A 26,429-nucleotide genomic window follows, 5' to 3' on the forward strand; every position below is an offset into this window, starting at 1 on the left:
CGGGCGCGCGGCCGTGAACTTCATCCGCTCGCTCACGCTGCGTCAATTGCAGATTTTTGTCGTGGCGAGCCGCTATACGAGCTTTGCGCGAGCCGCCGAAGAATTGCATCTGACGCAGCCCGCGGTGTCGATGCAGATTCATCAACTCGAGGAGGCCGTCGGCCTGCGTCTCTTTGAGCGGATCGCGCGCAAGCTCGCGTTGACCGAAGCCGGAGAGAAATTCAGCCATCACGCGAGCCGGATTCTCGGCGAGATCAAGGACGCCGAGGATGCGATGAGCTCGCTCAAGCAGGCCGATAGCGGCTCCATCGCGGTGGGTATCGTCAGTTCCGCGACGTATTTCGCACCGAAGCTGCTCGCGATGTATTCGCATCTTTACCCGAAAGTCGATGTGCACTTTTCGGTCGGCAACCGCGACGCGCTGTTGCGTCTTCTTCAGGACAATGCAATCGACCTCGCAATCATGGGACGCCCGCCGCCCGAACTCGATACGACAACGGAGCCGCTTGCATGGCATCCGCAAGTGGTAATCGCGCCGGTGGATCATCCGCTTGCGGGCGCGCGGCGTTTCGACTTGCAGGAGTTGCGCGGCGACACGTTTCTTCTACGCGAGCCCGGCTCGGGCACCCGCATGGCCGCGGAGGAAATGTTCCGGCAGCATCTTTTCGCGCCGGCGAAAGTCGTCACGCTCGGCAGTAACGAAACGATCAAGCAGGCGGTAATCGCGGGCATGGGCGTGAGCCTGATTTCGCTGCATACGCTGCTGCTCGAATTGCGTACCGGGGAACTTGCATTGCTCGATGTAAACGGCACGCCGATCGAGCGCACGTGGCAGATCGTGCATTTGCGCGCCAAGCAGCTTTCGCCGACCTGCATGATTTTCCGGCAGTTTCTGCTCGAACAGGCCGCAGCTTATCTGGAGCGCGAGTATGCGGTGTTCGTAGCGTCGCCCGGCAAGCCCAAGGTTCTCGTGCCCGCAGTCGACGATGCTTCCGCATGACACGCACGTTTTCTGGCGGCGCAATGTGTGCCAGCCATAGGAGATTGCACCGATGGGTTCCAGCGAACAGCTTCAGGACTGGCGTCTGCACGCACTGCAAATCGAGGAGGAAGTCGCGAGCGCGGTGATTGGCCAGGCGCAGGTGATCCGGCTCATCACCGTCGCATTGTTTGCGCGCGGGCATGTGCTGCTTGAAGGCGGCGTCGGCGTCGGCAAGACCACCGTGTTGCGCGCGTTTGCGCGCGTCGTGGGCGGCGAGTTCGAGCGCGTGGAAGGCACGATCGACCTGATGCCGGGCGATCTCGTCTATCACACATATGTCGATGCGGAAGGCAGGCCGCGTATCGATCCCGGCCCGCTTTTGCGGCACGGTGAGGGCCTCACGACGTTCTTCTTCAACGAAATAAACCGCGCGCGTCCACAGGTTCAGTCGCTACTGTTGCGCGCGATGGCGGAGCGCTCCGTGTGGGCGTTCGACCGGGAATACCGCTTCCCGCATATGACGGTGTTCGCCGATCGCAACAAGGTGGAGAAAGAGGAGACGTTCGAACTGGCGTCTGCGGCGCGAGATCGTTTCCTGTTTGAACTCGGCATGCCGACGCCCGACGACACCGACGTGCGGCGCGCGCTAGTGTTCGATGCGGATTATCACGACGTCGACCGCCTGCTCGCGCGGCTTTCTCCGGCTATCGTGCCGTGGGAACAGTTGAACCAGGCCGGTGCGGCCATTCAGCACAGTGTGCAGTCGAGCGAGACGATCGAACGTTATGTGCTGGACATCTGGCAGGCAACCGAGACGCCGCAGCGCTTTGGCATCGCTCTCGATGGCGTGGACATGGAGCGGCTTATCCTCGCGGGAGCGAGTCCGCGCGGCATGAGCGCGCTGTTGCGCGCGGCGCGCGTGGTGGCATGGCTCGCGGGCCGCTCGCATCTGATTCCCGAGGATATTCACGCCGTGCTGCTGCCTGCGCTCGGGCACCGCGTGTTCTTCACGCCGATCTACGAATTGCGCCGGCAGGAACTCGCGGAAGCGCTGACCGCGCAGATCGTCGACAGGCTTGCCGTGCCCTGAGCCATGAACGAAATTGCGGAATTCCATTACCGTTTGCCGATGCGTGCATCGGGGTTTCGTCCCGGCTCCCATCGTGGATCGAGCTTTGGCGCCGGACAGGAGTTCGCGATGCACGGCCGCCTGTTCGACTATCCAGATCCGCGTCGCCTCGATCTGCGAGCTAGCGTGCGCGCCGCCCGTTCCGAATGGCTCGTGCGGGTGCATTTGCAACGCGCGGCAGTGCCGGTGCAGGTGCTCGTCGATGTGTCGGCGTCGATGCGCTTCGGCACGCGCCAGACCAAGTTGCAGGTGGCCGCGGACTTCGTCGAAGCGTTGGGGTATAGCGCTTTTCGTGTCGGCGATCCGTTAGGGATGCTTGCGTTCGACACGCGCGCGCGCGACGACCTCTTCATGCCGCCGCGCTCAGGGCGCGGTATCGGCAATCTGCTCGCCACGATGCTGCGCGATAGCACGAGCACTGGCGCGGGCACCGGTAGCAGCATGGCGTCGCGCACGAGCAGCAACACCAGCAACGATACGAGCACGAGCATGGCGTCGCGCACCGGCACCAGCCCCGCCTCGCCCAGCGGCAGCGTTGAAGCGTTGCAGCGCATTGCGTCGACGCTCGCGGGCCGTCAGGCGCTCGTCTTTGTCGTCTCCGATTTCCATTGGCCGCTCGCAGCGTTGCCAACCGTGCTCGATCTGCTGGTGCATGCGTACGTAGTGCCCATCGTCGTGTGGGACGCCGCCGAGATTGTGCCGCCTGCGGGCGGGCCGCTGCTTGCGGTGAGCGACGCCGAGTCCGGCGCGCGGCGCACTCTCTGGTTGAGCGCTAGCGCGCGTGAACGTTGGCATGAAGGCGTTGCGCGACGCCGCGCCGAACTCTCGCGGATGTTCGGCAAACGCGGCATCCAGCCGTTCCACATCGAAAGCGCTTTCGATCCGGAGGCGATGTCACGCTACTTTATGGAGGCGGTCGCATGAGAGCAGTGGGTTCGCTGCGCCGCATCCGGGTCGCGCTCATCGTCGCTCTTTCGCTGATCCCGGCGCTGATGCCGTCCACTCACATCGCAGCCGCGAGCGGCGCGGCCTTTCAGCCCGTGGTTCAGGAGCCGCGCGCATTCGGCTATCTGCTCGGCGATGTCCTCACGCAACGCATTCTGCTCAAAGATGGCGACTACGATATCGGCTCGGTGACGCCGCCTTCGCTCGGCCGCACCGATGCCTGGCTCGAACGCCGGCGGATTCGCAGTGAGACGGACGCCGACGGACGCCGATGGATGGCGATCGACTATCAGGTCGTCAACGTGCCGACGACGCTCACGCAAATTGCGTTGCCCGCGTTGTCGCTGGCTTCGTCTTCGGGCGCGACGCTACAGGTTGGAGAGTGGCCGCTCAGCATCGGCCCGGCGACGCCCGCCAATCCCTTCAACGCCGGCGAGCTGCAAACGATGCGTCCCGACCGGCAGGCTCCTGCGGTGCCTACCGCGCCGCTGCGACGACAGGCGGGCTTCGCGCTTGGCTTGCTATTGTTGTGCCTGCTGTCGTGGGCGGGCTGGTGGTTCTGGCGCAACGCGCGCGAGTCGGCGCGTCTGCCGTTTGCGCGCGCGTGGCGGCAGCTGCGGCGCGTGCAGCGCATGTCACCACCGAGCGAGCCGCGCGCGGACGCATCCGCGGATGCATGGCTTTGCCTGCATCGCGCGCTGAACGAAACGGCGGGCCACGTAGTGCATGCGGGCGCGCTGTCGGGCCTCTTCGTTCGAGCGCCGTATCTGCAACCGTTGCGCGCGCAGCTGGAGCAGTTCTACCGGCAATCGGCCGAGCGCTTCTTCACGCCCGCGTCGACGGACGACGCCTACCCGCTGCGGACTCTGTGCGAGGCGCTGTATCGCGCGGAGCAGCGCCACCAGCGATGAACGATATGGCGCTCGACTTCGCTCATCCGTGGCTGCTCGCCTTGCTTCCACTCGCGTTGCTGCCGCTGTTGCCGAGACGCGCCGACACACTCGCGTTCTCGTGGATCGCATGGCTGCCCGACGATCGCGCCGGGCGATGGATCGGCGCCGTCGGGCAGGGCGGTGCGGTGCTGGCGATGCTCGCAATCATCATCGGTCTGGCTGGTCCTGGACGCTCGCATCGGGAGGTGCTGCGCACAGGCAGCGGCGCGCAGATTCTGATCTTGATGGATCGCAGTGCGAGCATGGACGAGCCGATGAACAGCAAAGGCGTTGAGGTAAGCGCGGGTGAATCGAAGAACAAGGTGGCACGCGCTTCGTTGACGGAGTTCGTCGCGCAAAGGCCGAACGACCGGCTCGCATTCATGATGTTCGGCACGAGCCCGTTGCTCGCCATGCCGTTTACCTACGACCACCGCGCAATCGACGCGGCCGTCGCGGGCACTGCGGTAGGCCGCGGCATGCCCGACACGCAACTCGATCTGGGGCTGCTCACGGCAATTGGCGAGTTCAATCAGCAGCACTCGTCGAGCCGCCGCGCAATTGTGCTCGTCTCCGACGGCGGTGCGAAACTCGACGCGCGCGTGCGGCAGCTAATCGAGGAGGGCCTGTTGCACAACCAGATCGCGCTTTACTTCATCTACCTGCGCAGCAGCATTTACAGCCCCGACCTGAATGCGGCTGTACCTGCGAGTGAATCGTCGGCGGAAGCTGAGTTGCACCGTTATTTCCTGTCGCTTAAGACGCCTTATCGTTTGTTCCAGACCGGCAATGCAAAAGCAATGAGGGACGCGATGGCCGAAATCAACCGCCAGCAAAATGCACTGACTACGTTTATCGAGCGTTTGCCGCGCGAGGACTTCAGCCCGTACTGCTTCGCGGTCGCGCTTGCAAGCTGCGCGCTGCTGATGGCGTTGCGGCTCTTTCAGGTGCGGGTGTGGTCGTGAAGCGCTCATCGGTACATATCGTCTTCGGGGCTGTTGCGCTGTTCTGCGCGGCAGTGGCAGCTTATGACTGGCTCGCATTGCAGCGCGCGGAGCAGATCAATCGAACCGTTGCGACGACCGTTGCCGCGAACAAAGCCGCCGCGTCAGACGCACAGCGCAGCGTTCGCAGCACCGACGACGCCCCGCAAATCAGGCTCGCGCGTGCAATCGCGCTGTCGAAAAAGGGCGCGTACGATGCGGCGGGGCCGCTCTTCGAATCGCTGATTCGCGAGCAGCCGCAAGGCGAAGTCGGACGTGCGGCGCTGTTCGATCTCGGCAACCTGTACTTGCGCCAGGGAATCGGCCATAGCCCTTCGGGCGCGATCGAATCGCTCGCGATGGTCGAGGAAGCCAAGGCGCGCTACCGAAGCTTGCTGCGCATTGCACCGGACGATTGGGATGCGCGCTACAACCTCGAACGGGCGTTGTGGCTCGCGCCCGAAACGCGTTCCGGGTCCGATGCGCCCGACGTCAAGGAGCAGCACGACGTCAAGGTGCGCGATCCCGAAAGCAAGGATTTGCCGTGAGCCTCGGCGCACAAACGCGCGGCTTTTTCGCAGGGCGTCACTGGCTGACGCCGGCCGCACTCGTGCTGCTGATCCTCGCGCTCGCGTTGCCGCCTGTGGCGTTGCCGCGCAATACGTCGAGCTATATAGTCACGTTCGACATTACGCAGAGCATGTATGTCGAGGACGTCGTGCTGAACGGCGCGCCAGTGAGCCGGCTCACGTTTGCGCGCGCGGCGATGCGCGATGCGCTCGGGCAATTGCCGTGCGGATCGAAAGTCGGCTGGAGCGCATTCACCGGGCAACGGAGTTTTCTGCTGCTACCGCCCGTCGAAGTTTGCGGCAACTATGACGCGCTGCTGTCGTCGCTCGACCGGATCGACTGGCATATGCGCTGGACGAACTACAGCCGTATTGCCGAGGGCGGCGTGTATTCCGCGGTTCGTGTGGCGCAGCAGATTGGCGACAGCACGGCCGTCGTGTTTCTCACGGATGGACAGGAGGCGCCGCCGCTGCTGCCCTCCGATGCGCTCAAGCAGGATATCAATCCCGCTCACGTGAAGGGCTGGCTGATCGGCGTCGGCGGCGATCAGCCTGCGCCCATTCCGCGCAGCGATGCTCGCGGCAACCGCATCGGCTACTGGCAGGCGGACCAGGTGGTACAGGTCCCGCAGATGCATGCGTCCGCGAGTCATGCGGCGAGTCACGAGGAGTTGTCGGCGTTGCAGGGGCACTATCTCGCGTCGGTAGCCGAGCAGGTCGGTTTCGGTTATGGGCGCCTCGCCGACGCCGCCTCGTTGCGCGATGCGATGCTCGATGCGCGGCTCGCCCACCACGAAAGCGTGCCGACCGATTTGCGCTGGTGTCCCGCTGTGCTGGCGTTGCTGCTGCTCGTCTGGCGCTTCATGCCGGATGCTGCTGTTTCTTCCGTGTGGATGCGCTTTCGCGCGCGCCTTGGCGTTCGCGTTTATCGTTCGGCACAACGCGCTCCCGCAAACAGGCCACCGCTTGCTGGCAACGCGCCGATAGCGGCCACTCGCAGCGATGGATCAACCACAACGTATCCATGACAGGTGCGCCGGCATGTAACCACGGTTGTCGCTTCGGGATATGCATACGCCGTCCGCGCGACGAACTCGAGAATCAACCGAACCTGATTGCTGAAGCCGTGAAAGGCTCTGCACGTGCCGCACAGATCCACGATACGTGTGCAAACGATGGCGCAGCGTGCTCGGTCACTGAGTGCGTTCTTATAGACCTAAGCTGCGAAAGTCCCCGCGACTCGTTGCAGCACGCTCATCGGACCGAGCTTCCTGATCGTGTCCATTTGTGTTTCGTTCCGAACGAAAAGCGATCCGGCAAAACCCAGCGCGTTGATCGAGATACCCTCGCTGCGTTCGGCGCAACGAGGCACGAGCATCATCCATCGCGTGGTGATCAGCAGGTTATAAGGTGCCGATTGCAGCGGTTCGCCGTTAACGTCGACGGCGTGCAAGCCGGCCGCACCAAGCAGTGACACGTACCGCTCGAATGCACTGCGCGCCAGTTCCAATGGACGGGTTGCAAGTGCGGGATCGAAGCCGACAAACGCATGCGGAAAGCCAAGCCCGGGCACGGTGCAGACGGAGCCGTCCATGCGTGCCGCCGCAAGCAGCGGTTCTATCGGCAGATGTGGCGCAGTTTCATCGAGCGGCAGCGGCACGATCTGCAAATGCTTATGAGGCTGACTCGCGCCGGCGGCCGCACCGCCGTTGTAGAAACCGAGACTATCGAACTGAGTCATGCAACTGAACAGCGCACTGAAATCCGCGAGATTCAGCAATGCTTCCTGTCGTTCGAAGCGACGCGTGACGATGAGAATGTGATGATCGATCACGTTGAACTTGTTGAGCAGCACGAGATGCGTGTCGGAGACGTCGGCGACGAACAGATCCGGGTCGTAGGGCAGGAAGGGGTTGAACGCCCCCGCTTTACGCTGCTGCTCGTGCTTCTCTTTGCGGGCAAGGCTGGAGATTTGCCGCACCACGAAACGCACGCCGCCGTCCTCGATTATCGCGCGGCTCGTTTCTATCGGGACTAGCGCACCGCGGTCCAGCGCATGCGCGGTTTGGCGCACGATAGCGGGCCACAAGCGGCTGGACGATTCGGAAGGGGACGTGTTCATCGAAACAGGCGAACGAGGTTTTGCACTACCCGTAACTTTCTTTATACACTCAGCCGATCCGCGACGCAGCTTGCCGCGTTCGCCGCTTTTGCTACGACCTAGCGCCTCAGTTCGGCAATGATCTTCTCCGCGAGAAAATCGCATGGCGGGCGTTTTGATGCCGTGCTTCGCGCGAGCACCACTTCCAGCGCCGCGATTTCGGGCAAGCCCTGCGCCTGGCCGAGCAGTGCGAAGTGCGCGGGTACGGCGCATTGTGCGAGTGGAACGATGGCAAGGCCGGCCTCGGCCATCGACACGAGGCCCATCAGGCTCGGACTTTCATACGAGGTCCGGTAGCTGATCTTTGCGTGTTCGAGACTGCGGATCGCGTTCTCACGCGCGACGCTGCCGGGCAGAAACACGGCGATAGGCAACGGTCTTTCTCGCCAGATGTCATGTGCGCTCGGCGACGCAGCCCAGACCATCGGCTCGAGCCGCAAAAATTCTCCCGACAATCCCTTGACGCGTGTCGCGCAGACGAGATCGACGGAACCCTCCTTCACCATTGGCGCGAGCGCGACGCTCGGCAGGCCGACAACCCGGATCTCGACCTTCGGATAAGTTGCGGAAAATTTCTTGAGGATCGGCGGCAGCAGCGACGATGCGTAGTCGTCCGGCACGCCGATGCTGACGCGGCCGGTGACGTCGGGCCGAACCACGGCGGCCCAGGCTTCGTCGCGCAGCGCCAACATGCGGCGGGCGTAAGCGAGCAGCACTTCGCCGTCCTGAGTCGGCACCACGCTTCTCGGTTTACGTACGAAAAGCGGCTTGCCCAGCGCGGTTTCGAGCGTCTTGATCTGCATGCTCACCGCCGATTGCGACCGGTGCACGACTTCCGCCGCGCGGCTGATATTGCCGGCGTCCGCAACGGCGACGATCATCGTCATTACATCAAGGTCGAGTGCTTTCAAGGGTTGGTATCAGAAAATCGAATGGATTCCATCAATATTACGCGATTTTCTTAAATATTGACGTGCGGCATAGTGCTGGCAAAGGAGCTAGTGTATGAACGCCCGAACCGATTTCTCCCTGCTTGCCGTGCCGGAACTCTCGTTTGCGACTATCGCATCGGGCATTTGCGTGCCGTACGTCGAATGCGGACAGGGCGAGCCGCTCGTTTTCGTGCATGGTTCGCTGTGCGACTACCGTTACTGGAGCGCGCAGACGGCGGCGCTGTCCGAGCATTTCCGCTGCATCTCGGTGAGCCTGAGTCACTACTGGCCCGCAGCCGAGGCGTGCATTCAGGGCGAATTCGGCTGGCAGACGCATGTTGCCGAACTGGCCGAATTCATCGAGGCGCTCGACATCGCACCTGTGCATCTGGTTGGGCATTCGCGCGGCGGCTGCGTGGCATTTAACGTGGCGCGCGAGTACCCGCGACTCGTCAAGACGCTTACGCTTGCGGACCCGGGCGGTCCGTTGCAGATAGACGGCATGCCGGACGCGTCGCTGCCGACTGCGACGAATGCACTGCGCGCGCGCGTCGTTGAGTTGATAGAAGCCGGCGAAATCGATGCGGGTCTTGAACTCTTCGTCGACTCGGTAAGCGCCCCCGGCTCATGGCGCAAAAGCTCAGCCGCCTTTCGCACAATGGCCGCGGACAACGCAGCCACCTTACCGAAGCAGCTGCGCGACCCGTTGCCCGCATATTCACGCGACGCGGCACGCGGTGTGAAATGCAGAACGCTGCTGATCGAAGGACAACGCAGCCCTCGTATGTTCCGCAACAACGTCGAAAAACTCGCGGACTGGATCGACTACGCGGACAAGCAGACAATTGCGGGCGCGTCACACGGCATGAATGTGTCGAACGCCGGAGCTTTTAATCGGCTCGTGCATTCGTTCGCGAGCTTCTGACGGCGCCTGCCTGGCAGTAAGCCGCCTTTTTACTGTGCAAGTCCTCAAACGCTTCCGCGCTCTGCTGCCGGCGCCCTCCGCTTTGCTCCGAGGAACCTGTCGCGAATCCAATCCCTTAACGGAGCGACCAGCCGCTCCTGGAAATACACGGCCGCAATCATGGTTCCGATCAGATACAGCGGATAAGTTGCCATACTCGGTATGACTTCTTTCGAAGCGGCGGCGCACTCGGAAAAGTGCGAAGCGCACCACATCGGCGATTTCCCGATAGAAAGCAGCTTCAACACTTTGATCAGCACGAGGAAGATCGGCCCATGAATGACAAAGATCGAGAGAGCCGCGTTGCCGAGGCGAGTCGATAGCGCCGCGAATCGGGAAGGAATCGCAAGACCGGCGAAGACGAGAACGAGCAGTACCTCTGCGGGCATCAATGCACCGTTATGAATGAGGTAACGCGTATCGATGGGGCCGTGCGACTCGAGCCACGCAGCGGCAACGAACGATCCTGCAAAGACGAACAGGGCCGCAGCGAGCTTGATGCCGCTGCGGTGAAGGTCGTTCAGATGCCCCTCGCGAAACAGACCATACAGCACGATTCCGACCAGGAATTCCGGCAGTCGCAGCACCGGATTGCGGCTGACGATACCGACTGCGGCGGGACCGTACCAGTGCATCGCGGTGGCAAGCACAGGCGGAATTAGATAAAGTACCCACAGGGCCGCCAGAAGCCGGTATTTGTTGCGGGCCTTCAGAAGCCGCGGTGCGAAGAACGGAAACGCGAGATAGAAGAAAAGTAACGTTGCAAGCGACCAGGACGACGGATTGATTGATCCGTATAGCGGATACCATACCTGCAGCAGGAACAGGTTCAGCACGAAATTGATGGCGGTTTCGGTGGGGCCGAGCGTAACGAAATGTTCTGCGTCGTCGAGCGTCATGAGCGCGAACTGGTGATATCCGCGCGTGCCTGCCACCGAGACGAGAAGCGCCAGGGCAAGCGCGATAAGATGCATCGGGTAAAGATTGGAAAGGCGCTTTACGAAGAACTCACGTGTGCCGCCTCGCAAATCCGTTGTGCGCCCAAAGTACACGTGGGCCAGAATGAAGCCCGACAGAATGAAGAAGGAACTGGTGGCAAATCCGCCCAGGTTGGCCAATTCGACGAACGGCAGCGTCGCGTACTGCGGATACTGGTGTATCGAGTGAAAAACCATCAAATATATGGCCAGCGCAAAGCGGAGCACGTCGAGGCCAACGAACTTGTTCATCATTGAGGTTCATGCGGAGTGGTTGCGCGGACACCAGGCGCAACGCACCAGGCATGCTTCGGAGAGTCGAACAAACCATGAACGACGATTGGCAACGTGTTTCGGATCACTAAAGGCGGCGCCGGGCAAGAGGATTGGCAATATAACGAACGGCGAAATCGGAAAGCGTCGAAAAAGGTAACAGGCAAAGACTCGACAAAGCGAGTGTGCCTATCTTTTTCTTGTAGCTCCAGAATGGATTTCCGACGATTGAACGAAAGTAACTGTGCGACTGGCGGCTAACCCATCGCCAGCGCTTCGTGAACGGCGCCTGATAAACCGCAGAGCAGAAATACGCCTTCTCTAACGAGAAATCATAAAACGACAGCGGAAGCTCGATGCCCAAACGCGCGCGTGCCATTTGCCGCAGAATGGCCCAGCGTTTCGTTAGTGCCTTGGGCGCCTTGTCGCTACTTTCGGAGTTCGCAAAATCGATCCCCGAGTTTTCAGTGCGGTGCACGCGATATGCGCCGAGCGATTCGGGAATCGTTGCGACCGCTCCAAGCAATGCGACGCCATAAATGGCATAGAAGTCTGCGCCGTAACGATTGATGTCCGCCTCCGGCACAGGGAAGATCCTCTTCAATGCGCTTGTCCGGTAAGCGTTGCCCGACGCCGGCGGCGATGGATACAGCCAGCCTTGGCGCAGCGGGCCGCCGCAGTCGCATGGGGCTGCGGAATGCGGCACGTAAGTACCGGAGGGCTTACCTGCCGGATCGACTACATCGAGCCGGAATTGAACCTTGACGAAGTCGCCGCCTTCGAACGCGTGCATGACTTTCGACACCGCATGCGCATACAGCAGATCGTCGGAATCGAGCAGGATGACGAATTCCGTGTCGATCATATTCACGGCGTCGTTATAGGCGGAGACCTGGCCGCCATTCTGCTTATAGAGTGCTTTAATGCGGTGACCATAACTTTCTATGATTTCGCGGGAGCCATCGGTCGATCCGTCGTCGATAACGAGAATCTGCGTGGCGGGGTAGTCCTGCGCAAGCGCTGAGTCGATTGCCGTGGAGAGGAAGCGGCCATAGTTGTAGTTGCAGATGACGATCGTCACGTTTTGCATATTTGTTCACCACTGTCATGAACCCGAATCGCCGCGTATGGCGGACAACCGCCCGCTGCGGCGTTCGGGTTTCATAGGCCTTTTTGGAACCAGCACAAATCAATTTACCTTTCCGTTCGTTGCACCGCCAACAAACGGTAATGCGATATGTGCGGTCGATAACACAGTTGGCCGCGACTCGAGCGTACTTCGGTAAAAGAGGAATTGAGCGCCGATGCGTGCGGCCTCACCCGACAAACTTGCCGACAGGAAATCGGCAAACGTTACGCTTGTCGGGCTGACGGTATCGGTAAAGGCGGCCTCGTCGACAGGAACGCGTCGGGCACGAGTTGTCCCCACTCGTAGTCGATCCTGTCCGGTGTGAAGGGTAGTACGCCAGCTCCGGGTGTGAACGTCAGTTCGCCGAAGTAGACCCGGTTCTCGGGCGCATACAGATCCACGCGAACATAGTCGAAGTCGCCGCATAGCTTCATGGCAGCGTTCAGAATGGCGTCCAGGTTTGCGGGACGAGGCGCTGGCTTCGGGCTGGGTTTGTAGGCGCCAATCGCCATGTCAAGGTGGTTCCAGTTCGCGTCGTATATGTCGCCGCGCGTGTTCTGGCCGAATCTGTCCGAGATCACCAGGATATAGATGATCGGCTGTCCGCTTCGTCCGCCGAAGCAGTGCAGTTTGTAGTCGGCGGGAATCTGGCCGCTATCGTCGAGCAGCAGATGCTCGAAGAAAATGCGCGGCTCGATCTCGCGGTAATGTCTTTCACGCGCGATCTTGTAGAAGTCGAGCGACAACCAGTAATTCGCCAGATCCCGCAGTTCTTCAAAAGATCGTGCGGACTTGTCTCTGACCACCTCAACGTAGGTGCTGCCGTGATTGGCCTTCATCACGAACGAGCTCGGCAGAGCATCGAACACTTCTTTCGTAAAGACGTCTGGAGCGGCGATGAGCGGTATGACGTGCTCTTCGCCGAGCTTTTGCGCGACATAGTTTCTAACGGTAAGCTTGTCGGTCAACTCCGCAAACCAGGGGTCTGGCCGCAAGCTTTTTTGCAGGATCTTCTCATTGAAGGTAGTGGGGCGAAGCAGGTTCGGGTAGCGGCCTATTTCCTTATGATGCAGCAGGCTCAGGAACACCGGCGCGGGCAATAGCGACTTGGCCGCTTCTTTCACTTTTCGCATAGCCGATTGCCGGCGCAGTGGAACAGTACTTTGGGACACTTTTGCTTGTTGTAGCGGCACTGAACTGCCCGCTTCACCCGGAAACTGAACAGAGTTGGTCGTCGTCATTTTTCGAATTCCCGTAAGTTATTCTCGCCACATTGAGTACCCGGCCAAGCTTGTCGATGTGTCAGGAGCGAGGTTAACGTACGAAAGTCGTCGCGATTGACGGCGTCGCTAAACGAAGGTGTTTTGGCCCAATCCCATGAGAGCGACCGTTTGTACCGGCCACCTTTACCGACAGTCTTATTTAACGCGCATCATAACGCTCGGAAAAGCTAGTGCGCTTTCGCGATGTTTGTGAATCGAAAGGAAGTGGCCGAAGCGAACGGTTTCGAACGGCGGATTTGTGCGGCTCGGAGTGCATCGGCAGCGTGCCGATCATTTTTCGCATGAAGCGTCGGCTGATAATCGGTCTATTACTGCGAGCAGGTCAGCTGGCCTCAGCGGTTTGACGAAATGATGATCGAAACCGGCGGCATGGCTGCGTTCGCGGTCGGCCTTCTGACCGTAGCCGGTGAGTGCGACGAGCACGCATTGCCAATTGCCCGATCTCGCGCGCAACTGGCGGGCGAGTTCATAGCCGTCCATGACAGGCAGTCCGATATCGAGTACCGACACAGCAGGCCGGAAAGTGTCCGCCTCTACGAGCGCCGCGGCCGCGTCGTACACGGTCCTCACCGAGTGTCCATAGCTTTGCAGTAATTCCGCCAGTGCGTCCGCGGCATCGACGTTATCGTCGACAAGCAGAATGCGCCGTTGCCGCGCGCGAGTGCCGGGCTTTTCGGGAGATGTCACTACAGGCGCTGCTGGCGAGATGCAGATTTGTGTCTTCGCATCGCCGGCCATTGCATCCGATGGCGCACGCGGCAGCACGATCGTGAACTGGCTGCCACGGCCGGGACCGCCGCTCGTTGCGTCGACGCGCCCGCCATGCAGTTTCACGAAGTTCTTGACTAGGGCGAGCCCAATGCCGAGCCCGCCTTCGGCGCGATCGATTGTTTGCCTGCCCTGGTAGAAGGTATCGAAAATGCGAGGCAGTACGTCGGGTGCAATGCCAATACCGTTATCGCACACGCGTATGCACATCGTGCCGGCGTCGATACCCGCTGCGCTGACTGTGATTTCGCCACCCGCTTCCGTATATTTCGCGGCGTTGATCAGCAGATTGGCGATCACTTGCGCGATCCGCATCGGGTCGGCCAGACACTTTAGTGTGTGATCTACTTCGACGTGCAACTGGTGAGAGCGTTGTTCCATGAGTACGGTCGTCATCTCTACGGCCTTCATGACGACTTCATGCACCTCGACCCGCTGCTTTTCCAGTTCGATATTGCCGCGGATGATGCGCGAAACATCGAGCAGATCGTCGACGAGATGCACGAGGTGATCGACGTGACGCTGGATGATCGCCCGCTCGCGCGTGGCCGAATCATTGCCGCGCAGCGCCATTAGCTCAAGAGCGCTGACGATGGGCGCAAGCGGATTGCGCAGCTCATGTCCGAGCATCGCGAGAAATTCGTCTTTTGCGCCGTTAGCCTTGTGCAGTTCCGCAAGCAGAACTTCGCGGTCGGCGCGCGACTTTTCGAGCGTCTCGCGGGCGCGCACGTATCCGGTGACCTCGACTGCGCTGAGAATGACTCCGTCGATTTTCCCCGACGCTGCACGCAGCGGTTCGAAGTGCAGCGTGTACACGCGGCTTGACAGTCCATCGCCGATGTCTTTAAGCCGGTACTCTTCGTGGACGATAGGCAGGCCATGCATGGATACCTGCTCGAGTGCGGCGGCGATGGGCCCGCCACGCTCGTGGGGGAAGGCGTCGAGATATGCGCGGCCGATCAGATCATCGCGGCTCACCAGATCGAGATAACGTGGGTTCGCGAGTTGGAACGTATGCTTGTCCCCGAGAAGAAGCGCCGACGCAACCGGGGAATTCATCAGTACCGCGTCGCGCTGATGCTCGGCGGTTCTTCGACGGTTCATTTCATCTTCGAGCGACCTCGCGCGCTGCTCGGCCAGTGCCAGCCGCAGATGTAGTTCTTTATTGCCGGCCTCGCGCAACGGGCTTCCCGGCAGCACATGCTTATGCGCGTGGCAAATGTGGCGAAAGAGCTGCGTGTGCTCCGCGCCTGGGAACGCGCTGCCAGGATAAGCGCAGAAGAGCGAGAATCTGTAGCTTTCGGCGAGGCGGTTCCATAGTTCCTCGAGCTGTAGCGCCGCTTCGCCGAGCCCCTGCTCGCAGAGAACCGCAACCATTTCTCCGAACGCGTGCAATGGCTGGCCGGAGCACGACGCGCTGGCGACGACCGCCCCAACCGTCGATGCGAACAGTGCCTCGTCCGGCCAACCGTCGACCATGAAACGTTCTAGCGTGGCGTGGGCGTCGAGCAGAATGAGCGCGTCGCGCTTGTCGCGTTGCGTGGCTGCTCCATGCCGTGCATCGAGCCATGAGGTCAGCGACGCGAGGTGATCCGACGTGGCGATCACAATCGCACTGCCGCCCGCGTTGAGTGCTCGCAACAGAAAGACGCCCACGTCTTCCGTCAAACCCGCGTCGGATTCGTAGAACTGGACGAAATGATCGCCGTCGTGCGCAATATCGAACGGGGGGTCTGTGCTAGTGAGCATCTTTGACTGCCATGACGAGATCATTCCCTTGCGAAACTTACTCGCCGTTGTAACGCTGAACGCGGGTTGCCAAATGCCACGGTGCGCTGGGGATCGGCGCGCTCACAGCTTGACCGCAAACAGTCGGCACTCCCTGTGAACGCGGTGCCGACTCAAAGTGCATGTGGAGCAATGCGCGTGCCCGGCCCCGCTCACTCGCCGTGTGCCTTCCGATGAAAGCGCGCGTCGAGGTGGGCGAGAAGGCTGCGCGACAGACGCGTCGCCCGGTTCTGGATCACTCGCTCAGAGATGCGCGAGAAGCCATACGACGCAACCAGTACCCCTAGCACCGTCGCAACGAACAATACGACGGACGTGTCGCGGCCGCTTCGCCCGAACACGCCCTCGAAAAAATGCAACGTCCCGTAGACGCAGACGAAGTGCCACAGATAGATGCCATAGCTTTCGCGGCCGAGCGCGTCGGTGCAGCGGCGGATGAGCATGCCGCCGGATTCGCTGGCGGTGCGCTTGCCACCGCACGCGCCGCTGCGCGAGCAGACCAGCAGAAGAAACGCCACCGCGCTGCAAGCGGCGAAGACCGGCGCAAGTTCGTGCGCCTTCGCAAGCCACACGCCGAGCGCCGCCGTGACAAGCGACAAACCCGAAGCCAGCACAAGCAGCAGGCACGCCGTGCGCCTGCTAATGGCCGCTGTGCCGGTCAGGTGCGAGCGGAACGCATACCAGGCCCACATTCCGACGATGAAGCAGGGCGCTTGCACCGGCGGCCAGAAATAGCCGAACGAGTTGTTGTTCACATGACAAACGAAACCGTCGTGACACCCGCTATTCGACAACGCGACGACCGACAACGCGAGTAACAACACCGTTGCGATCAGCAGGCGCATGCGGTTCATCGCGACGAAGAAGAGCAGCGGCGCGATCAGATAGAACAGCATCTCTACGCCGATCGACCATCCTCCCGGCACGACGTTATTGATCGCGGTGGGCGACAGTGCATGCAGGAAAAGTACGTTGAGCAGAATATCCGTTGCGCCGTGTGTGCCGAGTACCCACGCACGCTCGTAGCCCGACTGCGCCGCGCCATAACTGATGAATCCGTACACTGCAATCGCCGCGTAGTACATCGGGGCAATGCGAAAGAAGCGCTTGGTATAGAAGCGTAACGTAACGTGCGGAGCTCCGGTGCAACGAGCGGACTCTGCTTCGAGTGTCATGAAGATGGTGATCGCGCTGATCACGAAGAATAGCTGCACGCCGTATTGACCCATGCGCGCGAGCATCGCGACGCCGTGCGGCAGATGCGGGAATTGAAACGACAGGTGTACGGCAACGACCCCGACGATCGCGAGCGCTCGACCGAGATCGAGTGCGGCAACGCGTCCTTCTTTCATTGGATACATCCTCCTCGACGTTCGAGGCCGCCCGGTTGGCGACCGCGACCACCGTGGACAGGATGCGTTTTGCCGAAGTTCCTGCTTTTTTTCTGAAAGCGTGCGGCTCTTGCCTCGCGCGGCAATCGTCAGCAGCGGCATCAGGCGAGGACGCAGGCCGTCCCGAGCCTTTGCGGATCTGCTACTACGAGCTTCTCGCGCCCGTGGCCGCCCAGAAACAAGCGCTCAGGCCGCTTGTCGCGGCCCGCGCACCGGGTTGCCCGGCTTCAGGCCCAGACATGCGGCGCGTAGATCATGGCAGGATCCCGCTGGATCGGGTCGTGCAGCGCCTCTACGAGATCGGCGCGATGCGTAAGCACGGCACGCTGGTTGATCGAGCCTTTATCGGTGATTTCGCCGAGATCCAGCGAAGGCGCGACGTCGAGCAGCCGCATTCGCGCGATCGTGGTCGCGCTGCCCGTCGATTCGCGATTGATCCGACCGAGCAATTCGACGAAGAACTGCCGCACGGCAGGTGCGTTGACGATCTCCGATGCACTCGCCGACGAAGGCAGTTGCGCGAGCCGCCGGCAGTCGTCGAGTCTGGGGAACACCAGCAGGCCCACGTCGTCGCGATTCAGTCCTGTGACTACCGCGTCCTGCACATACGGCGCGCCGGCCGAAATGATCCGGGCCCGCATCGGCCCCACGCTGACAAACGTGCCAGAGCTCAGCTTGAAGTCTTCGGCAATGCGGCCGTCAAACATCAGGCCCAGTTCGGGCTGCTGTGGGTCGACGAATTTAAGCGCGTCGCCGCTGCAGTAATAGCCTTCATCGTCGAACGATTTCGCGTTGGAGGCATTGTCCATTCGCCAATAGCCGCGCATGACATGCGGGCCGCGAAAGCGCGCCTCGAGCTTGTCGGCAACGGGCACGAGCTTTACTTCACAGCCCGGCGCCGGTACGCCCACATAACCCGCGGCCATCGCGGGGAGGGTCGTGAAGAGGCACGACGGTGAAGTCTCGGTCATGCCGAGGCCCGCCATGATGCGGATGCGCTCGCCGCAAAAGCGCTCGGTAAGTTGCTGCAGACGGTCCCACGCAGCTTGCGAGAGCCCGGCTCCCGCGAAGAAATACACCTTCACGCGCGAGAAAAACGTCTCCCGCAGTTTGGCGTCGGTTTCTAGCGCGCTCGTCAGTTCTTCCCAGCCCTTCGGCACGTTGAAGTAGATGGTCGGTGCGATCTCGCGAAGATTGCGCAGCGTTTCGTCGAACTTCTTGCCGACGGGCTTGCCGTCGTCGATATAAAGGGTGCCGCCGTTGTAGAGTGCGATGCCCGCGTTGTGACTGCCGCCGAACGTGTGATTCCACGGCAGCCAGTCGACGAGGACGGGCGGCTCGTCGGCGAACTCGGGAAACGTTTCGAGCAGCATCTGCTGGTTGCTGCACAGCATGCGATGCGTCGTCGGCACGGCCTTGGGCAGCATCGTCGAGCCCGACGTGAAGAGGAATTTGGCTATGCTGTCCGCGTCGATCGCTTCATGCGCGATATCGACAGTAGTGGGGGTAGTGTCGAGCAGCGCCGACAGGTTCGTCACGGCGCGTGCGCATGAACCCGTGGCCGCCACGACTTCGACATCGGCGGCAACCGTTGCGTCGATTGCAGCGGCGAATGCGCTGGCATCGGTCGCGAAGACAAGACCGGGTGTGAGCAGATCGAGCGTATGCCGCAGTTTGCCAAAATCGCTCGAAACGAGCGAATAGGCTGGAGAAATAGGCGCGTACGGCACGCCGGCCCACATTGCACCAAGCGCGACCATCATATGTTCCAGGTCGTTGCCTGAGAGGATCGCGACGGGCCGCTCGGCCGACAGCTTGCGATCGAGCAGCGCCTGGCCGATCGAGCGCGCGCGTTGCAGCATTTGCGCGTAGCTGATGCCTTGCCATTCACCGTCGGGGCCGCGGCGCGCGACGAGCCAGCGGTCCGGATGCGCACGCGCGCCGCCCGCGAGCCGGTCGGTCAGGCGCTTCGGATAGGCGCCGGGCGACGCGGCGGACTCCATGTACCACACGTCGCCGTCACGGCGAACGCGTGCGGGAGCCGAGCCGATCCGCACATCGCGATAGCGCACGGACGTCTGTCTGTCGACACTGGATTGCGTCGGCTGCGAATTCACTGATTGTCTCCTTCCTGCCGTCTCCGTCCGATGCAAAGCATGCCGGACGCGAATAATGCCGCTGAACGGCGTGCGTTTTCAGATCGGGACATTGTTGATCGACGCGTGTCAGATCGGATAGTGGCGCGGACCTGTCTGGATCGTAATCCAGCGCAGATCGGTAAACTCCGCAATCGATGCCTTGCTGCCGAAACGGCCGTAGCCGCTACCCTTCACGCCTCCGAACGGCATCTGGGCTTCATCGTGGACAGTCGGTCCATTGATGTGGCAAATGCCTGACTCGACGCGCTTCGCGACGCTCATTGCGCGTGCAATATCGCGGCTGAAAACCGCGGCGGACAAGCCGAACTCGCTGTCGTTCGCTATTTTCACGGCTTCGTCGTCGCTGTCCACGCGCAGCACGGTCACGACCGGCGCGAACGATTCTTCGGCGTAAAGCTTCATCGCCGGGCTCACATCGTCGACGATGGTCGGCTGCATGATCGCGCCAGCCAGTGCACCGCCGCCGAATATCCTTGCGCCGTGGTCCCTGGCGTCCTGCACAAGCGCCGTTGCGCGCTGCGCAGCTTGTGCGCTGACCATCGCACCGAGCACGGCGCCGTTAGCGGGTGCATCGGCAACCAGTTTGCGCGCTTTTTCAGCGAGCCTGTCGACGAGCGCATCCGCCACGCTCCGATGCGCGATCACGCGTTCCGTCGACATGCAGATTTGCCCTTGATTGAAGAATGCGCCGAACGCTATCGCGTCCACGGCCGCATCGAGATCCGCGTCGTCCAGCACGAGAACCGGCGCCTTGCCGCCTAGTTCGAGCAACGCGGGCTTCAGATGCTTTGCCGCGTGCATCGCGATGATACGGCCCACGTGCGTCGAACCTGTGAAGTTCACGCGCCGCACGGCGGGATGCGCAATCAGCCGTTCGACGATTGCAGGCGCATCGTCGGGCGCGTTCGTCACGACGTTGATAACGCCGTCTCCGAGTCCCGCTTCATGCAGCACGCTGCCAATCATTCTGTGCACGGCCGGACACGCTTCCGATGCCTTCAGCACGACTGTGTTGCCGCACGCGAGCGGCATCGCGACCGCGCGTGTGCCGAGAATCACCGGCGCATTCCACGGCGCAATGCCGAGCACCACGCCGCACGGCTGGCGAACCGCAAGGGCAATGTTCTCAGGCGTATCGGTCGGAATCACGCTGCCGTCGATCTGTGTGGTCATGGCCGCGGCTTCGCGCAACATGTTGGCCGCGAGATGCACATTGAAGCCGTACCAGTTGGCCATCGCGCCGGTTTCGGCCATGCCGCACTCGATGAATGCGCCGGCTCGCGCGTCCATGATGTCGGCGGCTTTCAGCAGGCGCGCACGGCGCTCGGTCGGCCGTAACGCGGACCACGCGGGAAACGCAGCGGCGGCGGCTTCGACAGCGGCATCCGCGTCGGCGAGCGTGGCGGCAGGCGCGCGCGAAGCCGCGCTGCCGGTGACCGGATTCATCCGCTCGAAAGTCGCGCCGCTCGACGCCGGACGGTCCTCGCCCCCGATCAACATACTTACTTCGTTCACGATGGCTGTCTCCTTTGCATGCTTTTTTCCGTGCTCCGCGCAAATGCAGGCGGAGCACGGGACTCATGTTCATCCAATGATCATTCGGTGCGCTTGTACGCCTGAAGACCAGGTTTGATCGACTTCTGGTCGAGGAACTGGCGCAATCCTTCTTCTCGTCCTTTCTCGGGATCGCGCAATTGCGCCTGGTCGAGCTTCGCATACAGATAATCTTCGTTCTGCTCCCACGTCAGTTCGCGAGAACGCTTGAAGCCATGCTTGGCGGCGCGCAGAACGACAGGGTTCTTTTCGAGCAGCTTCGCGGCCAACGCGACTGTTTCCGCGCGCAGCCGTTCGCGCGGCACGCTGCTGTTGACGAGGCCCATTGCGGCGGCTTGCGCGCCGTCGAACGTGTCGCCCGTCATGATGTAATACAGCGCCTGACGATGCCCGACCGTATCGGCCATTGCCTTGCTGACCAGATTGCCGGGCGGAATGCCCCAGTTGATTTCGGACAGACCGAACACTGCTTCGTCGGCCGCGATTGCGAGATCGCATGCAACGAGCGGCGAGAAGCCGCCGCCGAAACACCAGCCGTTGACCATTGCAATGGTCGGCTTCGAGTACATGCGCAGCAGTTTCCATTGCCATTGGCACGCATCGCGGCGAATCTTTTCCTGCAGGATTTCCGGGCCGGCGTCGACTTCGCGGAAGTACTCCTTCAGGTCCATGCCTGCGGTCCATGCGTCGCCTGCGCCCGTCAGCACCAGTACCTTCGCGTCCGCGTCCAGTTCGAGCGTCTCGAGTACCTGGACCATTTCGCTGTTGAGCGTGGGGCTCATCGCGTTGCGCTTCTCAGGACGATTGAACGTCACCCATGCGATGCCTTCCTGGACCTTTACGTCGACCGTCGTCCAGCGACCCTCATAACTTGCCATGTTCGTAGCTCCAGCGCGCCTGTGCGCGTATCAATGTTTATGGTGATGTGCGAGCACCCGATAGCGGTTGTGTCAGCGCTTCGATGCGCGTTTCGTATCAGGTAGCCTGATACAAGTCTAGTATCAAGCGGCTTTCAACACAATCGCCGCGTGATCGGGGAAAACCCTTGCGTCGCATGCACCTGGGGTATTCACCCAAGACGCGTATCTTGTTTTGTCAGGTCGCCTGATATTTAATATGCTCCATCGCGATGACCTTTGGCGCGTTCGCATGAACGCGCTTTTGTTCATCCATGATGTCAGGAAGCCTGATATATAGTGAGCGATATCGATGCATCGGCGGCCATCGAAACAATAAGCAGCAATCAACTTGCATGGAACCGGAGCAACGCGCTAAAGCGTTGACCCCGGCCGACAGGAGACAGACATGAAATCCACCAGAACAGCACTGCCCGCAGACGGCATAGCGCAATCCACTGCGCGAACGGGCGCCGTCATGACGTTGAGTCTTTGTTTTGCCGTTGCCCTCCTCGAGGGCCTGGACCTTCAGTCGGTAGGCGTCGCGGCGCCGCGCATGGCGCGTGAATTCGGCCTGAGCGTCGCGCAAATGGGGCTCGCGTTCAGCGCGGGAACCTTCGGCCTCTTGCCGGGCGCGATGTTGGGCGGACGGCTCGCGGATCGTATCGGCCGCAAGCGGATACTGATTCTATCTGCATGCGTATTCGGTCTGCTGTCGATTGCGACCGCGCTCGTCAGCAGCTTCGGCATGCTGGTTTTCGTGCGTGTGTTGACGGGCATTGGCCTTGGCGGCGCGTTGCCGAACCTGATCGCGCTGTCGTCCGAAGCGGTATCGCCGAAGTCGCGCAATACCGCGGTTAGCGTGATGTATTGCGGCATTCCCTTCGGCGGAGTGATTGCCTCTATTGTCGGCATCGTCAGTATGGGCGATACCGAATGGCGTCATATTTTCTATGTTGGCGGCGCCGGGCCACTGGTTCTCGTGCCGCTGCTGCTTGTATTCCTGCCGGAATCCACGGCGTTTCGCCGGGCGTCGCACGATATGAACGCGAAGCCTGCGCCAATCGGCGAGGTGCTGTTCGGCGCGAACCGCGGGCTCTCGACGCTGCAAATCTGGATCAGCTACTTCTGCACGCTGATCGTTCTGTACTTCCTGCTGAACTGGCTGCCGTCTCTCATGGCGGCACGCGGACTCGCGCGGGCTGAAGTGGGTTACGTGCAGATTTTCTTCAACATCGGCGGCGGCCTGGGCGCGCTTTTCATCGGCATGTTGATGGACCGCTTGCGTGGAGGCGTCGTGGTGTCGGGCATGTACATCGGCATTATCGCGTCGCTCGCGGCGTTGTCGATTGCGCCTGGCTTCGCAGCGCTGACGGTATCGGCGTTCTTCGCGGGGATGTTTGTGATCGGCGGGCAATCGGTGCTGTATGCGCTCTCCGCTGCGTTCTATCCGACGGCGATGCGCGGCACCGGTGTAGGCGCAGCGGTCGCGGTCGGCCGCGTGGGATCGGTGGTTGGGCCGCTCGCGGCGGGCCAGTTGCTGGCGATGGGCCGCAGTTCCTCGACGGTGATCGGTGCGAGTATTCCCGTCACGCTGATTGCCGCGGCGGCGGCTCTGCTGCTGATCCGCCGTCCGCGCGCAAACGACTGATTAGCCATCCTTAACAGAAACCCTGAAAAACAAACACAACGTTTGGAGACGACAACGATGCAAACAGTCACGACCCGCCTTTTGCTATCCAGCGCCCTGTGCGCGATAAGCACGACTGCGCTCGCGCAATCGAGCGTCACGCTGTACGGGATCATCGATACGGGTGTCGAATACGTATCGCATGCCAACGCCGCGGGCGGCCATGTGTTTCGCATGCCGGCGGTAACGGGCGAGCTGCCTTCGCGTTGGGGCCTGCGCGGCGTCGAGGATCTCGGCGGCGGCTATAGCGCCGTCTTCACGCTCGAAAGCGGGTTTAACGTTCGCGACGGCAGTTCCGGCCAGGGCGGCCGCCTGTTCGGACGGCAGGCATTCGTCGGCCTGAAGGGGCCGTATGGGACCGTGGCATTCGGCCGGCAATACACGATGACGTATCTCGCGCTGCAAGGCGCCGACATCATCGGACCGGACATCTACGGCATGGGTTCGCTCGACGCGTACGTGCCGAATGCGCGCGCCGACAATTCGGTGACCTACATGGGCACGTACAAAGGTTTTACGCTGGGCGCCGGCTATTCGTTCGGACGCGATTCCGCCGGCACCGGCAATTCGCCGGGGCAGGGCACATGCGCGGGTTCGGTGGCGGGCCACCCGACCGAATGCCGCGACTGGTCGGTGATGCTCAAGTACGACGCGCCGAACTTCGGCGTTGCCGCTTCATATGAGGAGCAGCGCGGCGGCACGAATGCGCAGGGCAACTTCTTCGACGGTGTCGCGCCCACGCCGCTCGGCAATGGCGCCGACAAGGACGCTCGAACGCATGTCAGCGCCTATGCGCAGTACGCGGGCGCGAAGCTCGGTGCCGGCTGGCTCGGCCGGCGCGTGGTGACCGACTCGCCCGCTGTGCCGAATGTGCGCTCCGACCTCTTCTTTGTGGGCGCGTCGTACTTCGTGACGCCCGCGTTTCTCGTCGACGGAGAAGTGTTCCGCATCGTCAACAGCGCGCACGATTCGCGCGCGACGATGGGCACGCTGCGCACCACGTATCTGCTGAGCAAGCGCTCGTCCGTGTATGCGCAGGCGGCCTATCTCGCCAACAGTGCGAAGGCGCGCTATTCGGTGAGCGGCGGCGGTGGCGGCACCACGCCTGCGGCCGGCATCGGACAGACAGGTGTGATGGTCGGTATCAAGCACGCGTTCTAGGAGACATCGAATGAGAAAATCTGTGATTGCGGTATGCGTGTCGGCGACGCTTGGAGCATGCGGCGGGTCTTCCGATAACACATTGACGTTGCCCCACCTGAGCGCGGCGGCACCCGCGACGCTTGCGGGAAGCTGCGCGACGCTGGCGAGCAAGTTAACCTTCGCGAATACCACGTTCAGTTCCGTGCAGGACGTACCCGCCGGAACGCTGACAGTGGCGGGCAAGCCTATCGCGGAACATTGTCTCGTGCGGGGGCAGATGAATCAGCGCGTAAGCGCCGTCGACGGAAAGACCTACGCGATCGGCTTCGAGATGCGTCTGCCCGTTGCATGGAACGGGCGGTTCTTTTATCAGGCCAACGGCGGACTCGACGGCAACGTGGTGACCGCAACCGGCGAAATCGGCGGGGGCGGGCCGCTTAACGACGCACTGAACATGGGATTCGCCGTGATCAGTTCCGACGCGGGACACTCGTCGTCGCAGGTTCCGCTCTTCGGTCTCGATCCGCAGGCGCGTATCGATTACGGCTACAACGCCGTGGCAACACTCACGCCGATGGCCAAGCAGGTGATCCGCACCGCCTACGGCAAGGCGCCGGATCGCAGTTATTTCGAGGGTTGCTCGAACGGCGGACGTCACGCGATGGTGGCGGCTGCGAGGTCGTCGGCGGAGTACGACGGGATCATCGCGGGCGATCCGGGCTTTCATTTGCCGAAAGCGGCAATCGGCGAAATGTGGGGCGCGCAGCAATTGGCAAAGGTTGCCACAGCGACAACCGCGAATGGCCTGCCCGACATCAAGACCGGTTTTACTGCCGCTGAACGGCAACTAGTGGCGTCGCGGATCATCGCGAAGTGCGATGCGCTGGATGGCGTAGCCGACGGCATGGTGCAAGGCATTAAGGCATGCCAGGCGAACTTTAATCTTGCCGCCGATGTGCCCACCTGCTCGGGCAACGTGCGCGATGGCACGTGCCTCACTAGCGCACAAAAGGACGCGATCGGCAACGTATTCTCTGGCGCACGCAACAGTGCGGGCACCGCGCTGTATGCAAGTTTTCCGTACGACGCGGGCGTGAGCGGCGCGGGCTGGGCGGCATGGAAGCAGAGCAACTCCATTACGCTCGATCCCGCTGCCGCCGCATTCACGTTCACGACGCCGCCGCAAAGCGCTTCATTGCTGAGCCAGTTGTCGTCGTATGCGCTGAACTTCAGTATGGACACCGATGCGCCGAAAATTTTTGCGACGAGCGGTGCGTATACGGAATCGTCGTGGTCCTTCATGACGCCGCCTGATGAGACGAATCTCAACGCGCTCAAGCAGCGGGGCGCAAAGCTGATGGTGTATCACGGTACGAGTGACCCGGTGTTTTCGTCGAACGATACGACAGACTGGTATCAACGGGTGATGACGGCCAACGGCGGCGATGCGAGCAGCTTCGCACGGCTCTACACGGTGGCGGGAATGAACCATTGCGCGGGCGGTCCCGCTGCCGATCAGTTCGACATGCTCACGCCGATGATCGCGTGGGTCGAGCAGGGCAAGGCGCCCGACAGCGTCATCGCCACCGCACGCGATGCGAGCAACGCGATTCCGAACAGCGAAGTGCCTGCCGACTGGGGCGCGGGCCGCACGCGGCCGCTGTGTCCGTATCCGAAGGTCGCGCGTTACAAGGGCGGCGACGTGAATTCGGCTGCGAGTTTTTCGTGTAGTTGATGCTCGCGTGAGCTCTCCCGGCATGCGTCTTCGGAACACGCGCCGG

Annotated in this window: 21 protein-coding genes; 11 read left to right on the forward strand and 10 right to left on the reverse strand. The window is 61.7% G+C overall.

Annotated elements, in window-relative coordinates; all coding sequences use genetic code 11:
* Window positions 1-13: 13 nt before the first annotated feature.
* From F759_RS0100790 to F759_RS36995, 7 genes are read left to right on the forward strand one after another with little or no spacing between them, the layout of a single operon-like run.
* A complete protein-coding gene (locus F759_RS0100790) occupies window positions 14-1,000 on the forward strand; it encodes a LysR family transcriptional regulator (RefSeq protein ID WP_027798161.1) in 987 nt (328 codons plus the stop codon).
* A 52-nt stretch (window positions 1,001-1,052) separates the two neighbouring features.
* Complete coding sequence (locus F759_RS0100795) at window positions 1,053-2,072, forward strand: AAA family ATPase (protein WP_027798162.1); 1,020 nt, start codon at window positions 1,053-1,055, stop codon at window positions 2,070-2,072.
* Between the two features lie 3 nt (window positions 2,073-2,075).
* Window positions 2,076-3,035, forward strand: coding sequence for a DUF58 domain-containing protein (locus tag F759_RS0100800; protein ID WP_027798163.1), 960 nt, complete (start codon window positions 2,076-2,078; stop codon window positions 3,033-3,035).
* Window positions 3,032-3,967 carry a hypothetical protein gene (locus F759_RS0100805; protein ID WP_027798164.1) on the forward strand — a complete coding sequence of 312 codons (936 nt, stop codon included), beginning with the start codon at window positions 3,032-3,034 and terminating at the stop codon, window positions 3,965-3,967. The genes F759_RS0100800 and F759_RS0100805 overlap by 4 nt, the downstream gene beginning before the upstream one ends.
* Entirely contained in the window at window positions 3,964-4,953 is a 990-nt protein-coding gene (locus F759_RS0100810; RefSeq protein ID WP_027798165.1) for a vWA domain-containing protein, read from the forward strand. The genes F759_RS0100805 and F759_RS0100810 overlap by 4 nt, the downstream gene beginning before the upstream one ends.
* On the forward strand, window positions 4,950-5,519 hold the full coding sequence (locus F759_RS0100815) for a hypothetical protein (RefSeq protein ID WP_027798166.1): 570 nt from the start codon (window positions 4,950-4,952) through the stop codon (window positions 5,517-5,519). The genes F759_RS0100810 and F759_RS0100815 overlap by 4 nt, the downstream gene beginning before the upstream one ends.
* Window positions 5,516-6,568, forward strand: a complete 1,053-nt coding sequence (locus F759_RS36995) for a vWA domain-containing protein (protein ID WP_051377027.1) — start codon at window positions 5,516-5,518, stop codon at window positions 6,566-6,568. The genes F759_RS0100815 and F759_RS36995 overlap by 4 nt, the downstream gene beginning before the upstream one ends.
* A 188-nt stretch (window positions 6,569-6,756) precedes the next feature.
* Here F759_RS36995 and F759_RS0100825 read toward each other — a convergent pair whose 3' ends face one another.
* Window positions 6,757-7,662: an ATP adenylyltransferase family protein gene (locus F759_RS0100825; RefSeq protein WP_027798167.1), complete on the reverse strand. Its 906-nt coding sequence runs from the start codon at window positions 7,660-7,662 to the stop codon at window positions 6,757-6,759.
* Window positions 7,663-7,760: 98 nt separating this feature from the next.
* Entirely contained in the window at window positions 7,761-8,582 is an 822-nt protein-coding gene (locus tag F759_RS0100830; protein ID WP_209440468.1) for a LysR substrate-binding domain-containing protein, read from the reverse strand.
* A gap of 124 nt (window positions 8,583-8,706) precedes the next feature.
* On the opposite strand from F759_RS0100830, the gene F759_RS0100835 reads away from it, so the two are divergent.
* Complete coding sequence (locus F759_RS0100835) at window positions 8,707-9,558, forward strand: alpha/beta fold hydrolase (RefSeq protein WP_027798169.1); 852 nt, start codon at window positions 8,707-8,709, stop codon at window positions 9,556-9,558.
* Between the two features lie 44 nt (window positions 9,559-9,602).
* Here the strand turns inward: F759_RS0100835 and F759_RS0100840 are convergent, their stop codons facing one another.
* The 8 genes from F759_RS0100840 to F759_RS0100875 all read right to left on the reverse strand — a co-directional run bounded on the left by F759_RS0100840 (window position 9,603) and on the right by F759_RS0100875 (window position 21,797).
* Entirely contained in the window at window positions 9,603-10,826 is a 1,224-nt protein-coding gene (locus F759_RS0100840; RefSeq protein ID WP_027798170.1) for an acyltransferase family protein, read from the reverse strand.
* A 109-nt stretch (window positions 10,827-10,935) separates the two neighbouring features.
* Window positions 10,936-11,937: a glycosyltransferase family 2 protein gene (locus F759_RS0100845; RefSeq protein ID WP_027798171.1), complete on the reverse strand. Its 1,002-nt coding sequence runs from the start codon at window positions 11,935-11,937 to the stop codon at window positions 10,936-10,938.
* Between the two features lie 263 nt (window positions 11,938-12,200).
* Window positions 12,201-13,217 (reverse strand): ATP-grasp fold amidoligase family protein, encoded by a 1,017-nt coding sequence (locus F759_RS0100850; RefSeq protein ID WP_027798172.1) that lies wholly within the window; start codon window positions 13,215-13,217, stop codon window positions 12,201-12,203.
* Between the two features lie 312 nt (window positions 13,218-13,529).
* The gene (locus tag F759_RS0100855; protein ID WP_027798173.1) at window positions 13,530-15,776 is read right to left on the reverse strand and encodes an ATP-binding protein; all 2,247 of its coding nucleotides are present in this window, start codon (window positions 15,774-15,776) and stop codon (window positions 13,530-13,532) included.
* Between the two features lie 191 nt (window positions 15,777-15,967).
* A complete protein-coding gene (locus F759_RS0100860) occupies window positions 15,968-17,167 on the reverse strand; it encodes an acyltransferase family protein (protein WP_027798174.1) in 1,200 nt (399 codons plus the stop codon).
* A gap of 266 nt (window positions 17,168-17,433) precedes the next feature.
* The gene (locus tag F759_RS0100865) at window positions 17,434-19,323 is read right to left on the reverse strand and encodes a feruloyl-CoA synthase (protein WP_027798175.1); all 1,890 of its coding nucleotides are present in this window, start codon (window positions 19,321-19,323) and stop codon (window positions 17,434-17,436) included.
* Window positions 19,324-19,431: 108 nt separating this feature from the next.
* A complete protein-coding gene (locus F759_RS0100870) occupies window positions 19,432-20,880 on the reverse strand; it encodes an aldehyde dehydrogenase (RefSeq protein ID WP_027798176.1) in 1,449 nt (482 codons plus the stop codon).
* A gap of 80 nt (window positions 20,881-20,960) precedes the next feature.
* Window positions 20,961-21,797, reverse strand: a complete 837-nt coding sequence (locus F759_RS0100875; RefSeq protein WP_027798177.1) for a p-hydroxycinnamoyl CoA hydratase/lyase — start codon at window positions 21,795-21,797, stop codon at window positions 20,961-20,963.
* Between the two features lie 427 nt (window positions 21,798-22,224).
* Between F759_RS0100875 and mhpT the strand changes: the two genes are divergently transcribed.
* Genes mhpT through F759_RS0100890 form a run of 3 tightly spaced genes read left to right on the forward strand, consistent with a single transcriptional unit; the run spans window position 22,225 to window position 26,383 of the window.
* A complete protein-coding gene (gene mhpT / locus F759_RS0100880; RefSeq protein ID WP_027798178.1) occupies window positions 22,225-23,466 on the forward strand; it encodes a 3-(3-hydroxy-phenyl)propionate transporter MhpT in 1,242 nt (413 codons plus the stop codon).
* A gap of 57 nt (window positions 23,467-23,523) precedes the next feature.
* Window positions 23,524-24,666 carry a porin gene (locus F759_RS0100885; RefSeq protein WP_027798179.1) on the forward strand — a complete coding sequence of 381 codons (1,143 nt, stop codon included), beginning with the start codon at window positions 23,524-23,526 and terminating at the stop codon, window positions 24,664-24,666.
* Window positions 24,667-24,676: 10 nt separating this feature from the next.
* Entirely contained in the window at window positions 24,677-26,383 is a 1,707-nt protein-coding gene (locus F759_RS0100890; RefSeq protein ID WP_027798180.1) for a tannase/feruloyl esterase family alpha/beta hydrolase, read from the forward strand.
* Window positions 26,384-26,429: the final 46 nt, after the last annotated feature.

The organism is Paraburkholderia dilworthii (assembly GCF_000472525.1).
GTDB classification, from domain to species: Bacteria; Pseudomonadota; Gammaproteobacteria; order Burkholderiales; family Burkholderiaceae; genus Paraburkholderia; species Paraburkholderia dilworthii.

What these genes read in the sequence shown, in the direction of transcription:
- F759_RS0100795 (WP_027798162.1), top strand. Translation starts at nt 1,053, where the DNA reads ATGGGTTCCAGCGAACAGCTTCAGGACTGGCGTCTGCACGCACTGCAA.
- F759_RS0100800 (WP_027798163.1), top strand. Translation starts at nt 2,076, where the DNA reads ATGAACGAAATTGCGGAATTCCATTACCGTTTGCCGATGCGTGCATCG.
- F759_RS0100805 (WP_027798164.1), top strand. Translation starts at nt 3,032, where the DNA reads ATGAGAGCAGTGGGTTCGCTGCGCCGCATCCGGGTCGCGCTCATCGTC.
- F759_RS0100810 (WP_027798165.1), top strand. Translation starts at nt 3,964, where the DNA reads ATGAACGATATGGCGCTCGACTTCGCTCATCCGTGGCTGCTCGCCTTG.
- F759_RS0100825 (WP_027798167.1), bottom strand. Translation starts at nt 7,662, where the DNA reads ATGAACACGTCCCCTTCCGAATCGTCCAGCCGCTTGTGGCCCGCTATC.
- F759_RS0100830 (WP_209440468.1), bottom strand. Translation starts at nt 8,582, where the DNA reads ATGATCGTCGCCGTTGCGGACGCCGGCAATATCAGCCGCGCGGCGGAA.
- F759_RS0100835 (WP_027798169.1), top strand. Translation starts at nt 8,707, where the DNA reads ATGAACGCCCGAACCGATTTCTCCCTGCTTGCCGTGCCGGAACTCTCG.
- F759_RS0100840 (WP_027798170.1), bottom strand. Translation starts at nt 10,826, where the DNA reads ATGAACAAGTTCGTTGGCCTCGACGTGCTCCGCTTTGCGCTGGCCATA.
- F759_RS0100845 (WP_027798171.1), bottom strand. Translation starts at nt 11,937, where the DNA reads ATGCAAAACGTGACGATCGTCATCTGCAACTACAACTATGGCCGCTTC.
- F759_RS0100850 (WP_027798172.1), bottom strand. Translation starts at nt 13,217, where the DNA reads ATGACGACGACCAACTCTGTTCAGTTTCCGGGTGAAGCGGGCAGTTCA.
- F759_RS0100855 (WP_027798173.1), bottom strand. Translation starts at nt 15,776, where the DNA reads ATGCTCACTAGCACAGACCCCCCGTTCGATATTGCGCACGACGGCGAT.
- F759_RS0100860 (WP_027798174.1), bottom strand. Translation starts at nt 17,167, where the DNA reads ATGAAAGAAGGACGCGTTGCCGCACTCGATCTCGGTCGAGCGCTCGCG.
- F759_RS0100875 (WP_027798177.1), bottom strand. Translation starts at nt 21,797, where the DNA reads ATGGCAAGTTATGAGGGTCGCTGGACGACGGTCGACGTAAAGGTCCAG.
- mhpT (WP_027798178.1), top strand. Translation starts at nt 22,225, where the DNA reads ATGAAATCCACCAGAACAGCACTGCCCGCAGACGGCATAGCGCAATCC.
- F759_RS0100885 (WP_027798179.1), top strand. Translation starts at nt 23,524, where the DNA reads ATGCAAACAGTCACGACCCGCCTTTTGCTATCCAGCGCCCTGTGCGCG.
- F759_RS0100890 (WP_027798180.1), top strand. Translation starts at nt 24,677, where the DNA reads ATGAGAAAATCTGTGATTGCGGTATGCGTGTCGGCGACGCTTGGAGCA.